The sequence below is a fragment of the Enterobacter cloacae complex sp. genome (genome assembly GCF_900322725.1).
GTDB lineage: Bacteria > Pseudomonadota > Gammaproteobacteria > Enterobacterales > Enterobacteriaceae > Enterobacter > Enterobacter quasihormaechei.
The window spans coordinates 93982-108750 of record NZ_LT991959.1; the positions used below are offsets into that span (position 1 = coordinate 93982).

Annotated in this window: 20 protein-coding genes; 1 reads left to right on the forward strand and 19 read right to left on the reverse strand. The window is 56.8% G+C overall.

Annotated features, from left to right (window positions below; translation table 11 throughout):
- Positions 1-9: 9 nt before the first annotated feature.
- From trbC to traM, 16 genes are all read right to left on the reverse strand, one after another.
- Positions 10-627, reverse strand: coding sequence for a type-F conjugative transfer system pilin assembly protein TrbC (gene trbC, locus DBR02_RS25765; RefSeq protein ID WP_107535715.1), 618 nt, complete (start codon positions 625-627; stop codon positions 10-12).
- A 15-nt stretch (positions 628-642) separates the two neighbouring features.
- On the reverse strand, positions 643-1629 hold the full coding sequence (gene traU, locus DBR02_RS25770; protein WP_107535716.1) for a conjugal transfer pilus assembly protein TraU: 987 nt from the start codon (positions 1627-1629) through the stop codon (positions 643-645).
- Complete coding sequence (gene traW / locus DBR02_RS25775; protein WP_107535717.1) at positions 1626-2273, reverse strand: type-F conjugative transfer system protein TraW; 648 nt, start codon at positions 2271-2273, stop codon at positions 1626-1628. Before traW ends, traU begins: the two co-directional genes overlap by 4 nt.
- Positions 2273-2620, reverse strand: coding sequence for a type-F conjugative transfer system protein TrbI (trbI, locus tag DBR02_RS25780; protein WP_102750535.1), 348 nt, complete (start codon positions 2618-2620; stop codon positions 2273-2275). Before trbI ends, traW begins: the two co-directional genes overlap by 1 nt.
- Positions 2617-5247, reverse strand: a complete 2631-nt coding sequence (gene traC, locus DBR02_RS25785; protein ID WP_107535718.1) for a type IV secretion system protein TraC — start codon at positions 5245-5247, stop codon at positions 2617-2619. The genes trbI and traC overlap by 4 nt, the downstream gene beginning before the upstream one ends.
- Positions 5244-5408, reverse strand: a complete 165-nt coding sequence (locus DBR02_RS26850; RefSeq protein ID WP_173937213.1) for a hypothetical protein — start codon at positions 5406-5408, stop codon at positions 5244-5246. Before DBR02_RS26850 ends, traC begins: the two co-directional genes overlap by 4 nt.
- Positions 5409-5410: 2 nt before the next feature.
- Positions 5411-5641 (reverse strand): TraR/DksA C4-type zinc finger protein, encoded by a 231-nt coding sequence (locus tag DBR02_RS25790; protein ID WP_107535719.1) that lies wholly within the window; start codon positions 5639-5641, stop codon positions 5411-5413.
- Positions 5642-5762: 121 nt separating this feature from the next.
- The gene (gene traV / locus DBR02_RS25795) at positions 5763-6299 is read right to left on the reverse strand and encodes a type IV conjugative transfer system lipoprotein TraV (protein WP_107535720.1); all 537 of its coding nucleotides are present in this window, start codon (positions 6297-6299) and stop codon (positions 5763-5765) included.
- A 21-nt stretch (positions 6300-6320) separates the two neighbouring features.
- Positions 6321-7724 (reverse strand): F-type conjugal transfer pilus assembly protein TraB, encoded by a 1404-nt coding sequence (gene traB / locus DBR02_RS25800; protein WP_107535721.1) that lies wholly within the window; start codon positions 7722-7724, stop codon positions 6321-6323.
- Positions 7711-8454, reverse strand: a complete 744-nt coding sequence (traK, locus tag DBR02_RS25805) for a type-F conjugative transfer system secretin TraK (protein WP_107535722.1) — start codon at positions 8452-8454, stop codon at positions 7711-7713. Before traK ends, traB begins: the two co-directional genes overlap by 14 nt.
- Positions 8441-9007 (reverse strand): type IV conjugative transfer system protein TraE, encoded by a 567-nt coding sequence (gene traE / locus DBR02_RS25810; RefSeq protein ID WP_063931979.1) that lies wholly within the window; start codon positions 9005-9007, stop codon positions 8441-8443. The genes traK and traE overlap by 14 nt, the downstream gene beginning before the upstream one ends.
- Before the next feature lie 14 nt (positions 9008-9021).
- The gene (gene traL, locus DBR02_RS25815; RefSeq protein ID WP_063449767.1) at positions 9022-9327 is read right to left on the reverse strand and encodes a type IV conjugative transfer system protein TraL; all 306 of its coding nucleotides are present in this window, start codon (positions 9325-9327) and stop codon (positions 9022-9024) included.
- Between the two features lie 136 nt (positions 9328-9463).
- Positions 9464-9814 (reverse strand): type IV conjugative transfer system pilin TraA, encoded by a 351-nt coding sequence (traA, locus tag DBR02_RS25820; protein WP_046622497.1) that lies wholly within the window; start codon positions 9812-9814, stop codon positions 9464-9466.
- A gap of 46 nt (positions 9815-9860) precedes the next feature.
- Positions 9861-10085, reverse strand: a complete 225-nt coding sequence (locus tag DBR02_RS25825) for a TraY domain-containing protein (protein WP_046622499.1) — start codon at positions 10083-10085, stop codon at positions 9861-9863.
- Between the two features lie 78 nt (positions 10086-10163).
- Positions 10164-10868: a PAS fold family protein gene (locus DBR02_RS25830; RefSeq protein ID WP_107535723.1), complete on the reverse strand. Its 705-nt coding sequence runs from the start codon at positions 10866-10868 to the stop codon at positions 10164-10166.
- 183 nt (positions 10869-11051) lie between these two features.
- The gene (traM, locus tag DBR02_RS25835) at positions 11052-11447 is read right to left on the reverse strand and encodes a conjugal transfer relaxosome DNA-binding protein TraM (RefSeq protein ID WP_107535724.1); all 396 of its coding nucleotides are present in this window, start codon (positions 11445-11447) and stop codon (positions 11052-11054) included.
- A 429-nt stretch (positions 11448-11876) separates the two neighbouring features.
- Here traM and DBR02_RS25840 point away from each other — a divergent pair, with 429 nt between their 5' ends.
- Complete coding sequence (locus tag DBR02_RS25840) at positions 11877-12350, forward strand: transglycosylase SLT domain-containing protein (RefSeq protein ID WP_063449770.1); 474 nt, start codon at positions 11877-11879, stop codon at positions 12348-12350.
- Positions 12351-12390: 40 nt separating this feature from the next.
- On the opposite strand, the gene DBR02_RS25845 is transcribed toward DBR02_RS25840, so the two are convergent.
- From DBR02_RS25845 to DBR02_RS25860, 3 genes are all read right to left on the reverse strand, one after another.
- Complete coding sequence (locus DBR02_RS25845; protein WP_107535725.1) at positions 12391-12921, reverse strand: antirestriction protein; 531 nt, start codon at positions 12919-12921, stop codon at positions 12391-12393.
- 660 nt (positions 12922-13581) lie between these two features.
- Positions 13582-14412 carry an N-6 DNA methylase gene (locus DBR02_RS25855; protein WP_107535727.1) on the reverse strand — a complete coding sequence of 277 codons (831 nt, stop codon included), beginning with the start codon at positions 14410-14412 and terminating at the stop codon, positions 13582-13584.
- Positions 14413-14457: 45 nt separating this feature from the next.
- Complete coding sequence (locus DBR02_RS25860; protein WP_107535728.1) at positions 14458-14724, reverse strand: hypothetical protein; 267 nt, start codon at positions 14722-14724, stop codon at positions 14458-14460.
- Positions 14725-14769: the final 45 nt, after the last annotated feature.

A 14769-nucleotide genomic window follows, 5' to 3' on the forward strand; every position in this document is an offset into this window, starting at 1 on the left:
TCAGGATATTCATGACTGCCCTCCTTTCTCCAGCAGTGCCCGCGCCTCGTCGCGGCAGTCTCCCTGCTCCGCCACTTTCCCGAGTGCCTGCTTCAGGCGTAGGTTGCCGCGGATGACGTCGTGACCACTTTCGCAGTACACCACCAGGGACGGCACGCTGGTGATGCCGTACTCACGATAGCGGTTGGGATCGATGGCCACGCCGGAGGCGCTGCCTTCCTGGACCAGCGACATGACTGCGTCAGCGGTGGCTTTCATATCGTTGTTGACCATCCCGCGCAGCAGGGCGGGAATGTCGTAGCGGCGGGCCTCGGTCAGCATGCGCTTCAGGCCGGTTTCCGGAATGGCAAAGGAGACAAAATACAGCGCCCCGTGCGTCGGCTTGTCCTGCTGAGCCTCCTGCTGGCGCTGCTTCAGTCCGCCAATAAAGCGGGTGTCCTCTGCCGGGAGCGGGTTCTGCCGTACCTGCTGTGAGAGCATGTCACGCAGCGCGCTGTGGTCCTGCGCCCGCAGCTGCTGGCTGAAGGTTTCCTGGTCGCGGATGAACGCGCGATCTGACCCGGTGTCTGCTGACGCTGCGCCGCAGAGCATTGTGAGCAGTAATCCTGATACGATCCTGATGTTCATGAGGGTGTCCTTTTCTCAGAGGAAGACGCAGTTACGCTTGCGCCAGAGCAGATAGCCATAGTTTTTCTTCGTGTTCGGCGGGTTACGCCCCGCTTCCCAGCGCATCACCGTCCGACCGAAGGGATGGCACTGCGCCACGTCCGGATGGGTGTTCACCATCTGGTAGCGCCAGCGTGTCTTGGGGATGATCGGAGACGGATACTCATTGCAGACCTTCGTGTTCTCACCGATGCTCTCCATGATTTGCCCCTGGCGGTGCAGCTTGAACGCCATGCGCTCGCTGACCAGCACCGACGACTGAAGGGGACTGGACTCGTTGCTCACCCAGCCGTTGAAGGGATACATCGTCCCCTGAGAGCCTGCGCACCAGAACAGCGTGTCTATGGCGGTTTTCGCCGCGCTGGCCATCGCGTCGGCAGCACACGCCCCCTGCGCGATGGGGTTGGCAAAGATGACCGCTTCCGGGTTAAGAATGGAGGTCAGGGCACTGTCCCCCCAGGTCGGGTCAATCTCGGACAGGTAGCCAATATCGAGGTCCCCGCCATCAAGGCATCCCACGGATGTGATAATGTTCAGCCAGTACGTCAGCGGGTACTTGTACCAGTGGACGTGGTAGAACGCCCCGTTCACCGCCTTGTCCTCTTTCTTCGCAGTTCCCATCCCCATCTTGCCGAGGTTGATGGAAAAACCGCCGAGGTTCACCATGCAGCCCGGCGATCGGGTCACGTCTGTCAGCGCCATCGGCTCCCAGTACCCGATAGCCAGGCCAATTCGCGCCACAGGCGTCATCGGGCAGATCTGGATGGGGCTGCCGGGGTTCTTCGTATCCGGCAGGTCGCCGCCCGTCACCGACGTGCTGCCGAGCGAGAGTGGAAACATGCAGCGCCAGCAGATATCGGTGATCGGATTCACGAAATTACCGTCGCAGGCCGCGTCGGCCGAGGCAGAGTGGCTGTTACCCCAGAGCAGCAGCCCGATGAGTGCGGTAAACAGCGTCCTCATGGCGTGCCTCCCGCATCATGCTCTGTGAGCAGCGGGGGGATAATCTCCACCCGGAGGCGCAGCCCGCTCGGTGCCGCCGTCACCCGGGCCGGAACCTGGCTGATGCCGAACCGCGCGGTGAGCACGCCGTTCTGATCGAAGAAGATCCGGCTGTCGAGCGCCTCCGAGGTCTGCGGGATATTGCCGCGCACCAGGATAATGCGCGAGACCAGCGTGGCGGGCTTCTGGCGCCGGACCCACGCCAGCTGGTCAGGATCGTCGCCGTCGATAAAGAGCAGCGTCTGGTTAAAGGGCACCACCGCCAGTGGGTTAAACACCTGGCCCGCGCGGGCAAAGACGTTGCCGTGCCCGTCAGCCAGATCCCTGTCCACCCGCACGCTCGGATCAAACCAGCGCTTCTCATAGCGCACCGCGCGGGTGATCCCCGCCACGGGCGGCGGGCGCTGGCTGTTGCGCATCACCCGCTCCTTAAAGTCTCCCATCTTTTTATCCATCTCGCCGGACTGCTGTAGCGCCTGAAGCCGCTGCTCAATCACGTTCAGCATGTCCGGCTCCGCGACCGGCCACAGGTCGCCCCAGGTACCGAGATCTGACGCGGCAGTAACTGAACTCAGCAGCATCATGCTCAGGGCAAGGGCGCGCATTACGCCCCCTCCTTCATCCGGCGGGCCACGTCGGTCTGGATTTCACGCGTGATGTCCGGTGCCCCCTGCACCACGGCAGGGGCAACGAGGATGAGTCCACGGTGACGTACCTGCCATTCGCGCAGGCTGGCCTCCAGCGAGGCGTTAAAGCGCTCCGAGAGCGCCTTCGTCTGCGCCTCGTCGAGCGAGCGGCGGCTCGCGCTGTCAAAGAAGGCATCCACGGTCGCCTTCATGTCAAAGGCAGCCACAGCGGGCATGCTGAGGCGGCAGGTCAACCAGCTGACGCCCGCGCTGGCAACCAGCGTGCCGGCAATCAGCGAGGCGGTGAGTAACGTGCGTTTTTTCATCGGATTTTCTTCCCTTCATGCTCTTCCAGCCAGCGCTCCAGCGAGGCCATTTCCGGTCCGGACTTTTTCCAGGCCAGCTCCCATACTGCGTCATGAATGCTTGCCCCCTCGCGCCGTCGCTGCTGTACAAACTCGAAGTCGGGGCCGTCCGAGGAGTACATTGCCCGGCTGAGCGGGTCGACGAACAGGCGATGCCAGGACGTGAGGTGCTCAACGGAGAGCATGAAGCTGCTGAACCAGTTGTCCTTTGCGCTGCCGAAGCGGGCAATCATGTCGCGTTGCAGCTGCGAGTACTGGTCCGGATACAGCTGGTTGTACTTGGCGAACTCCTTGGCCGACTGCTTGAGGATAATTTTGTAGGAGGAGTTGCCCCAGGCCGCGCGCGCGGCGCTGGAGGCCGTATCCGAGTCAAAGTCGACGATGTTCTGCGTGATGGTGATATACGACCCGGTATGGCGGCGCGCGGTGCGGTAGCCCTTCTCGATAAACGCCCCGACCTTGTTGTTTTTGAAGTCCAGCAGACGCCAGCCCTCGTCGATCACGTTCAGCTTCTTCAGGCTGCGCGGCGTGCGGTACATGCGGTTCTCGATGTAGAGAATGAGCGAGAACATGACGGCCACCAGAAGGGACGGCCTGTCTTCCAGACCGCCCAGCTCCAGCACCACCATCCGGGCGTCGTCCCTCAGGGACGGCTCATCGGAGTTGAAGTAGCTGCCGTAGACGCCGTCGCGGGTGTACTGGGTCAGCAGCACCACCATCTCATCGAGGCGGCTGCGGATGGTCGGTGAGCCTTCATACTCTCTGCTGTCGCGGGCCATCACCAGGTAGTCGACCACATCATCGATGCGCGACTGGTTTTTCTTGGCAAGCCAGGTGGCCTTCACCGCCTTGAGCAGCAGGCCCTCGTGCACCTCGTCCAGGTTCCCGTTGGGGCTGGCCATCACCGACAGCTGGTCGCGCAGGCGCTCGGCCATCTCATCAATGGTGTCGTCAGTGATGTTGGCAAACGGGTTAAACTTCAGCGTCTCGCCGTCGAGGTATACCCCGCCCATGTTCTCGCACAGGGACTTGTAGCCGTCGCCCATATCAAACACCACGGCGAAGCCGCCGGAGTCGATGACGCTGCGTATCAGGGGCTGAATAAGCCCGGTCTTGCCGGCGCCAGAGGTGCCGCATACCGCCATGTTAAAGTTGGTGTTACCCATGCCGCGGCTGAACAGGTCGATAAACGCCAGCTGATTACGGTAGGTCGGTGCCAGCAGGCCGGAGGTGGCGAGCGGGCTGTCGGCCACCACCGGCGCGAGATTCGCCACGTTAAAGCTCTCGGCACGCTGCACCACGCCGGACTCGCGCAGCTGCTTAAAGAGACCGCCACCCGCCATGAACGGCAGATTCACGAGGAAATTACGCATCTGGTTAAAGCGCGGGGAGATCAGTTCAAAGCCGTTCTTGCGAAAGCTGTTCAGGACGTCCTGCTCCACCTTCAGGGCAACCTCTTGGTCATCCCGGCAGAAGACGGTCATGTTGAGGAAATAGCTCACCAGCGAGGACTGACCGGACGACAGGCGCTGGCGTAAATCTCCCCACTCCTTCGCCTCCTGCTCCACGCCCGGGAAGAACTTGGCGTAGCTGGTTTTGGACTTCTTCTCGAGATCCATAAACTTCAGGTTGGCCTCGTTCTGCGCCTTCACCTGGTCCTCGACGCTGAGGACCAGCGTCAGGATAAACGGGCAGGAGACGGACAGCTCCGGGTTCAGCAGGTTGCTGTAGTTGTCGGCCATGTTCCACAGAAAGGCCATCTCCGGGTTTTTGGTCAGCTGGAAGTTCATGGTGCGCGCAGTGCTGTTGCGCCCGTTCTCGCGCAGCCCCAGCGTCATATGGTCAGCCTTCACCTTCAGGTCAAAGGTATCGTCCACGCACTGGTAGTTCAGGTCCTTGAGCGGATCGAGCTCGCGCGCCGTCGGGTACAGCGCATCCGGATTGTGATTGATCATCTCGCCGGCAATACAGATAAAGGCGTCCGCATCCACGCTGCGGGTGGAAATCTGCGCTCCCTGAAGTGAGGCGCGGATGATTTTCACCTGGTTCTCCATCTCCATTACGCTGGCCTTGCTGCCGCGCTTGCGGGGCACACAGCAGGAGATATACACGCGGTAGTTGCGCAGCGTCAGCGGCAGGTTGAGGTGATCGGGAAGCGGGAAACCTTCCTCGGCGGCCTTCAGGTAGTAGGCGCGCGTGATCGCGTTAAACTTCTCGGCCTGTTCTCCCGTCCAGGAGAGCTCGCGCAGGCCATACTCGATGTCGCGCCCCACCAGGTGGCTGGAGACCAGGTGAATGGCCACCGGCACCTCGCGGGGAAGTTTGGTGCGCATCAGGTTTTCCAGCGACGAAACGATGGTCTCATTGGCCCCGTTGATGGGCTGCGCCTCCAGCATGAAGCCCATCGTCTTTTCGTTCATGAAGAGGCCCGTTTCGGCGTCGTAGTCGCGGTACGGCAGCAGGCGGCTGAACTGCGGGAAGCGCATCTGACCGAGGACGTCATTGGCCTCAGAGGACTCATCGGGCATCTTCAGCGCGGTCAGCAGCGCGTTGACCGTACGTGTAACGGTATCCAGAGGGTTGCTCATGACTTGTCTTCCCTGTTTTTTTGAACAACGTTTCGCAGGCGTAGCCAGTCGGTGCGCTGTTTCCTTGAAAGACGTTTCTTCAGCACCTCATAACAGAGCGTTGTCTTGCCGCCGCCTGTGCTGCCCACAACCATAAAATTTCCCTTTTCGGCACTACTCATGTTCATCCCCACCTCTGATACTGTTTTGACTGAAACTCAAGCCGCTGCTGACACGCCACGCACACCCGGACGCCGGGCACCGCGTCGCGCCGTTCCTGCGGAATGTTATTTCCGCACGCTTCACAGTGAGTCAGACTCTGCCCTGCCCTGTTTCCCCGCCCTCTGGCGGCCTGAATGTGCAGCTGGTTCAGCAGCTCCTCCTGCTCCTGAATTTGATCGAGTTCGTCGGCCATGACATCTCCTGCTCGGTGTCGTCCGGACACGCTACCGCCCATCCCTTTTCACGTTTCAGGGCACGCGTGATAACGACGGATTGTTGATAAAAGGCCGCCACGTCGGGCGGCGGGAAGAAACTCAGTTAACGCGGGGCTTACCCCAGGCGGACGGTTTAACAACAAAGAACACGCGGCCCGGCTGGTGATACACGTCCCGGGTGTCGATATAGGGGGCTATCCACAGTCCGGCTGTCTTCTCGCCCAGGCGCAGCGGACGCGGGTCAACGATGGACTCGTACGTCGGCTGCGGTGCCACGACGGGGGCGGTCTTACTCGCGGGCTTCACGTCAGCAGGGCGCGCAAACGGATTCGCGACGAAGTGAGATCCGCCGGACGGTGCGTTTCGCGACGCAACGGACTGTGCAGGTACCGGAGGCGGCGTCAGCGGCTGCGCGGAAGCCGTGCGGAAGTTGCCCTCAGCCAGGCGTGGCAGCGCGGCCGCATCCGGCTTTACCGCACTTTCCTCAAGGCGTTTGGCCTTCTCGTTGGCCTGCTCAATGGTCATGCAGGTGTCGGACGTGGTGGCGTTACATTCAAAATCGCTGGCCGTACCGGCACAGCCGGACAGCGTCAGGACGCTGGCCAGGGAGAGTGCGAAAGGGAGAATCCTGTTCATTAAGCGGTTCCTTTGCGTGCGTTACTGAGAGCCGGAGTCCGGCATAAACTGGTTCTTGTTAAGCTTGCCCAGCTGGTTCAGCATCTGATCGGTGCTGAAGCCATTGAGGTTGCCCTGCGGAAGGGATGGCGCAGGCACGGGGCTGCTGTCAGCAGCGCCGGCACTGCTCCGGTTCTTCTCCTGCTCCTGCGCAAGCTCCTCGATGGTCTTCAGCTGGAAGCCGTCCTGGAAAACGACGGTCACCTCATTGCCTGCCCCGATCGGGATGACCGGGTGATACTGCTCGGCGCGCTTGATGTAGTAATCGCTGAGGGTCTGGGCCGCTTTGGAGGCACCGCCGCCAATCCCCATCTTCATGACGTCACCCGCGCCCAGCGAGGCGGTGGCACCCAGACCGACCGACGGCTGGGAGGCGCTCTGCACGCCCTGCCCGATGCCGTCAACGAAGCCCGCGCCCCACGCCCAGCCCAGAATTTTGCCGTTGCGCATGACCACCTCACCCTTGATGCCGTTCTTGCCCATGAAGCTGACGTGCCCCCTGATCGGCTGGTCGATGGTGACGCCGTTTTTCAGGCAGCTGATGTTGCGGGTGCGCACAATGGCGCGCTCGCTGGACACGTCGCCCCAGACCTCAAGACCGATAAAGCAGCCGGTCAGGTCGTAGCTTTTGCTGTTGGGCATTTCGACGCGGCCCGTAATGCGCAGCTGCATCGGCACGGTGGACTCGTTGCCGGTTACGGACGCGTTGGCATCAGCACCCTCGATCAGCATGGACCTGGCAAAGCTGCCGGACGGGATGTACGGCAGGGACGGGCCCTTTTTATCCTCGCGGACAAAGCTCTGGCGGCGCAGCTGGTTAGGGACCGGAATAGGCTGGTACTGCACCTGAGGCGGCGGCGTCACACCGTTACCCGGATAGAACGCGGTCGGCGGAGGCACTGCACCCGCCTGCGTCTGCGGCGGAAAGGCCACAGGCTGAGGTTCCCCCTCCGGACCTGGTGCAGGCACCGGCGGCTGCGGCGCGGGTTCGCCCGATGCGGTGACCGGTTTTGCGCCCAGCGCGCTGACCTGCGCGGTAAGCGCCGCGTTATCCTGGGTCAGCCTGTCTATCTGACGCTGGTAGCTCGCCTGGCCCTTGCTGAGCAGATCCAGCTCGCGACGCATCTCTTCGTAGTGTTTTTTCATATCAGACGCGGTGGCCTGCATCTCCGTGGTGGCGTGCTGCTGCACCTTCGCGTCAAAGGTGCTGTCGACCACGCCCGTCATATCAGGAGCAGGCTCGTTTTCTCCCTGCGCGGCAGAGGCACCGTCATAGCGGGCATCGGCCAGATACCAGCCGCCCCCGCCCACCACGCCGACGCTGGCCAGCACGATGCCCAGCCAGAGGAACTGCTTGCGCTTCACAATGGCGTTAATACTGGCCATGGTTCGCCTCCCCGCTGCTGATGATGTACACCTGCATCGTGCCGCCAGCCATGAGGCTGCGGGCCGGTTCGGCAAACAGCACCGCGCGGATACCGTTCTGCCAGAAATCGCTTTCAGACACGCGGCGTGCCTCTGCGGTCTTGTTAGTGACGCGGTAGCGCACCACTTTCAGGTGGTTGCCGACCCAGACGCGCTCGGCGCTGGCCAGCAGGCCCGGCGGCGGCGTCAGCGTCTCGCGGGTAACGGGAAGCTCGTACCAGCCTTCCGGCAGCCTACCGCCCAGCAGGTGCTGGCTGAGGGAGACCAGCGTGGTCTCATACGGTGAGGATTCCTCCCAGCTCCGTGCCGCCTCTCCCGTGCCGGACAGCTCGCTGACCAGGCGCACCGTTCTGCCCGCACCCGCACGCGGTACGGCACGCACTGAGAAGTTCAGGCCCCGCTCGGTCTCAAGGATGAAGGTGAACGGTTTCTTGTTCAGGGTGCTGACAATAACGCCACCGCTGGCCGTCTGCTCCTGGCGGGTCAGCTCGCCGTCGAGGCTGGTGAGGGCCGTGACGCGATCGCCCGCCACGGTGAAGAGATTGGGATCGGTATTGCTCAGCGCGATGCTGGCCTGACCGCCATTGGAGAGCGGTACCACCGTCGCGGTCTGCGCCTGAGGCGCTGCGACGCCGTGGCCACAAACGAACAGCAGCAGCGCGGGCAGGCTGTGGCGCTTATTTCTTCTCATCGGTGATTTCTCCAAAATGGCTGAGCCAGCTGATGCCGTCCTCGCGCTCAAACGTGAGCACGTAATGCTTCATGTCCGGATAGGGTTTAGAGTCGCCTATCCAGGTTTTCAGCTGTCCGCGCACCTCCACGCGGCTGATGGCGGGATACACCTGCACGCTGGTCATGTAGAAGGCGGAGTTAACGTTGTTGTCCTTGATGCGCTTCGCATCCTCGGCAAGCTTGATTTTCAGATCGTTCTGCGCGGCGGGACGCACGTAGGTGAGCAGCTGCTCGTGAGACGCGTTGACGGTCTCCGGCGTCACGTTCAGTCGCAGGGCAATTAGCGAGAGCGCCATCTGTTGAAGATAGGAGGCATCCGACTGGTTCTGCGACACCGCGAACGGCGCGCGAAACAGCATCGGTGTGACCACCGTTTTTTGTTCGTTTTGCAGGCGGTAGTTATTCACGCCCTGAATAACGTTCGTGATGCTGCTCAGAAGCAGCAGCGTCCCCATCGAAATAAAACCGATGGCAATAACGCGCTGGGTACTAAGGCGAGCTCCATGTTCCATGTATTCGGTTCCGTTTATTTAATCCACTGGCGGTAGCAGGAGTCCGGGACGTCGTGAAATATTCCCCGCAGCAGCGCGGTCGGCATATACCAGTACACGAGGTCGCGCAGCCAGGCGCTTCCCCGCCCTTTCTTGAGTTTTTTTATTGCGAGATACGCCAGCACCGCCGCGATAATTCCGGGGATGTAGTGCTGGGTCCAGAAACCCCAGCCGATACACACGGCGGCCGGGATCAGCTCGTCCACGGGCAGGCCAAACCAGCGGCTTTGGTTGGTCAGCGTTTCCGGGAATCGGTATTTTTTGAGAGAGTCGTCAGCCATATTTAAGTCCGCATGTCGGCTGGCAGCAAAATAAGCCGCCAGCCGTTTTCAGGGCAAAGCAATCCCCTGAGCGCGATGCGCCCATAAATACTTTTTCAGGTATTAAATGGAGATCTGTTCTAACCCGTGAGGGGGATTAATATCCGGCTACGGACATACCAACCGTCACGAACACCGACAGAATTGCGAAGCCAGCAAGGAACTTCAGGTTCTTGGTGGTCATATACATGACGGCCCCGACGAGTACCTCGGCGAGGATCACCCATTTGACGACGCTGGAGTCCTTACCGAAGGTGCCCTTAACGGTATCGTCACCGCTTGCCATCAGATCTTTACCCGTGGAGGCAGCCAGAACTGTTTCAGGGAAGAATGCCGCGACGGCAGCAACGGGCAGAGCAACTTTCAGTGCCTTAAGGAAACCCAGCTTGCTGAATTTCTTTTTAGCTGGAGCAGAAGTTACGTCATTCATTACAGATACATCAGTCATTTCATTAGTCCTTTAACTAAACATTTATTACTGAAAAAATCTTAAGTTATTCATCACTATGTTTACTTAAGTTATTAGGTATCACCTCCGCCATTTCAGAGTTATAGAAGTCAGGGTATTTCTCCAGGTGGTCACGAAGCCTCAGCAGAGCTTCCTGAGATTTTGAACGACCACTTCTGTCTTTTGCTTTAAGGAGTCGAAGGTCTGTATCGGGGTCCAGATAAATAGACATGGTTATGTTTGGACCTCGGAGCCTTTGGCGTCGAATCATATTAATCCCTTTAATAATAATCCCGTGCAGCAATCCTGCCATGGCAATTCCAATTTATGCAATAGAGGATAAAATCCACTATTTTTTTAACACTGGCTTAACATTAATAATTTTGAGAACAACAGATATCATCTTGGTATAAACCCCGTGTTTCAAACAATAAACTCTAAAATCGTCGTGATCTATAAAATGCTTGCTGATTTCTTTTTTCACACTCGAAAGCCTGTTTGAAATGGCTTTTTCGGTAACACCTAAGTATCTGGATGCTGTAGTAAGCTGGAACCCTAAAACATAAAAACATAAAGCTATCATTTTTCTGGTTGTGATATTAGAAAGAAAAAAATCTATATTGAATGATTCGCTGGTAGATTTTTCATGAACATGAAACAATGCCCTATAATCTGGAAAGTAATTTATAAACCATACAGCGAACAGTTCATTATCAACTGCACGAATTTCTATGCGTAACTGGTAATACTCGCCCTTAAAGCTAAAGGATCGACAGATTGCAGTACCGGGCCCCATCATAAACGATTCAAGCTCTATACTCGATAACTCAAGTTCAATCTCATCTTTATCAAAGCTAAATCCTGCATAATCTTTAGATGACGGATGAAAGAAATGGTTAAATGCATCATTTTTATAAATTACTTCGCGGAACTGATTGCGAATACAAACAGGAAGTGGAGAGTTACAATAAAGTCCATCTATGAGCTTAATGGCATTATCAAGATCTAGTGATTGACTTACTTGGGCAGGGCTACTAGGATCGCGGGCACTCATAAAGCCTCCTTTGAAGGTTTTAGTGGGTAGCTGGTAGGGAGGGCCCTAATCCCTCCTTACCAGCGAATCGGCAATAATTGCCGCATCAAATTTTAGTTAAGTCACACTTAAAATATACCTTTACCTTCATTTATTGTCATTAAAAAACCGCAGATCAAAATTATTTTTTTAGCCCAAAAAAAGTTAATCACTCTCGGAATTTTCCACATCTTCCGGAAAGAAGTTATTTACTATAACCTGAACATCTTCACGTATGTTCTGCACCATCGACCTGAACTCAAACTTATCGTTTCCAGTCAAATGAGGGCTCATAGATTCCATTGCCAGCAGCTTGCTGGAAATAAACTGTGATTTTAAGACAGCTTCGAGAAGCGTTTTATTGAAAAGCATCTGATTGAACGGAGACTCCTTGCGCTCCATCTGCGCCTCATAAACCCGCAGCCCCAGCTCAACGAGCATTGAGATAACGCTGGAACTGCTCACATCTTCTTTTCTGGCACCCTCTGCACGCCGCTGTTCGACAATTGCGTTTATTTTATTGACCACGTCATCGCTTACGTATGCCTGTATTTTTGCCATAGCTCAGATCCTTTTTTTATGCTGTGGACGGATAATATTTCGACTCCTGAGCTGCGCCGTTTATCCGATAAAGCTCAGGCGGATTGCCTGCGATTCATCCAGTAGTTTTATAACGAATCGTCGGCGATTCACATGGCAGATTGCCGGCGAATTACTATTACCTAACTTCATGAAAACAATATTGTGAATCGTATATGAATCGTTGACGAATCTCCAGAGATTCATACAGTAGTCACAAGTGAACCTGATTAGTAATTTAAAATAATTTATTTCACATTATTCAAACGCTAAGTTACTGAACTGAATAGCCAATCAGCAAAAAGTACGTTTTGCGTGGGGTGTGGTGCTTTTGTGGTGAGGAGTGCATATTTGTTGAATACGGCTCCGGGATGGATTAACGTATTTCCGGCATAACGCCCGGAGGAATAAATGAAACGGATCGTCACCCTGATTATATCGCTGGTTTTATCTGGTTCGCTCAGTGCCGCAGACTGTTTCGACCTTGCGGGGAAGGATTACAGAATAGATCCGGATTTATTGCGCGCAATATCCTGGAATGAATCGAATTTTCGCACGGACGTTAAAGGATACAATCCGGTTTCAGGGTTCGGCTCCGGACTCATGCAGGTCGATTCCCAGCACTTTAACGAACTGGCGCGATATGGAATAAAACCGGAGCATCTGCTTACGGACCCGTGCATGAATATTTACACAGGAGCCTACTATCTCGCTATCGCATTCAGGAAGTGGGGCGTAAGCTGGCAGGCAGTCGGCGCATATAATGCAGGTTTCAGAAAAACAGAGAAGCAGGCGCAGAGAAGATATGAATACGCCCGTAAAATTGAGGCAACGTACAGGGCCATCAAGGAGAGCAAAAAATCCAGCGCCATCGTTAAGAAGTAAAAAAAGGCTCATTAATGAGCCTTTTTTTACTTCTTAACGGTCAGTCAATCGCCCGCCATATTAAATGGCGTTCAGGGTGCTTAATGATACTGATATAGTCCTTAAGCGCATCCTGACGGGCAATTAATCCTTCGCACAGTCGTGAATATTCCGGACCCATTGCCGACAATTTCCAGGACAGTCCGTTTATCACCATCAGCGTGGCTATGATGCCCGCAGCCTGAGCACTGACCTCCGCGCTGAAATAGTTTCCGGCAATATCCATTTTAAACGTCTGCTCTCCGACTGGCGCAATAAACCCTGTCGTGACCTGCGTGGTAATTATCGTGTGCGGCGCAATTTTCCCCTGCACTCCCTTTGGGATCAAAAAATAATCCCAGTTTCCGCCGTCGTAATCCGAACTGCGGCGTAACCAGTCCGCAGCCAGCTTGTCACCCACTGGCGAGCAAAAAAGAAACGGAACAATCCTGAGTTTTCTTTCCGGCTGTTCCACGCGGCAGCTTTCCGTAAATCCTGAATTAAACGGTTCGGCTGATTCATTAGTGGCGGTGTTGACCTTTTGCGTGCGCATTTTTCATTTCTCCCTGTCTGAATAAAAAAACTGTTCGACTTCATCACTGAGCGGCGAAGGGCAATGAGCAACCGGCAATTTTTAAATCCAGGGGCGCGAAGCGTTTATTTACCCCTGGATTTAAAAAGGGACTGTTGCTAAAAGCAGCCCTCCGCGAAAGGATGAAGACGGACTGTTTCAGACGGCAAAATGCGCACGTCCGGAATGAAGATTTGCCGGCGGCAAAGCATCATTCCGGCCATTAAAGTGACGGAAATTTGATTTACGTCACGGTTTAAGCGGCGTGTCCTGTAGGGACACTGCAAGCGCGGGTGTTGCTTTTCGCCATCAGACCGTAGCGTGAGCCCGAAACCCGAAGGGGTTCGGCGGAGACTGACAGGTGCGCCAGCAGCTGTCTGGCGCAGTCGGGCTGACGACCCGGCCGGAACGGACGGGGAGCCGAAGGGGGCCATGGTTCTGCCTGTTTTGCCCTCAGAGAGATACAGCAGAAGAAAGAGCACAGAGGATGTACCGGACAGACCAGGATGTTGAGAGCTGGCAAAACGACACACGGAGAACGGAGAGGGGCGGCGCGTCAGCGCGGCCCGCACCGTTCGCCCCGCAGGGGCGTGATGTTTTTAGCGGCGCAAAAGGCAGGGTTGTCCCCTGCCCTGCTTACGGCTACGCGGCCTCCCTTAATCCCTGCAAAAATTTACGCATGGCAGCTATACGGCGCTGTTCCTCCAGGCGCTTCTCAAAGTTGTTGATGTAGTACACGGGCGTATACCGCACCCTTTTAAGCTGCATCGTGAGCGTGTTGCCCGTGACCACCTCGGCAGGAATACCGAGCAGTGAAAGCTGGATAAAGGCCATATCCGCCGCGATCGGGTCAATATCGATGCAGCTACTGAACATCTGCTCAGAGGGGTTGTAGCCCGCCTCAAGCATTAACTCCGCATACGCCACAATCATCCCCGCCGCGCCGCTTGCCGGATCGCTCACCGTCACGAACCCTTCGCGGCGTATCGTCTCGTCAATATCCGGCATCAGCAGCTTCGCCAGCAGTGACTGGACGTTATAGGGCGTGAAATACTGCCCGTTGCGGTCGTCGCCCAGCTCCAGCTCCATGAAGATCGCGCCGAGAAAGTCGTGAAATTTTGCCTCCAGAGCGCAGACCATCAGGCCGAAAAGTTCGTGCAGGTTGCTGATATCGCGTTCTCCGTACTTCGCGCAGATTTCACGACTGCGGGCAATGTTCTCAGGCGTTCGGATACGCGCCATATCAAGCTCGCTGGCCGCCAGCGTGATAAAGTCGCTGAACACCTCCCAGCGGCGCAGGTTGCGGGCGGTATCCCCGAACACGGTGATAAACCGGCGACGGGCTTCTTCGATGCCCATCATCCGGTGCGGCATCGTCTGCGCATTCACGGCGGGCAATGCGGGCTTAACGGGGGTGGCTGGTGCGGCCTCTTTCACCCGATCAAAGAAGCTGGCAAAACTGAGTTGAGACATCGTTCCTCCTCCTTAAATGCCGCCCCCTGCGGGGCGGCTCCTCCGTCAGTTAAATGCCCGCTTCATTTCGAGCGTGCGTAACACCTGCCCCCACTCGCTCCCGCGCATGGCGGGAACACGAACGGCGCGCCCTTTTTTGCGGCACTTCGCGATATGACGCCCCAGCGCCCGCATTTCGGTGCTGAGATCCTCCGGCGCGATCTCGGCGCGTTTGATCCGCACCTGCCTTTTCACGGGCTGATTTTCTGCCGCGCAGATCTGGACATACAGGGCGGTCGGTGTGACAATCGACGCTCTACTGAAATGATTCATACATGTTTCCTTTTAGTTGAGGCCGGATTCATCGTTTAGCCGCGT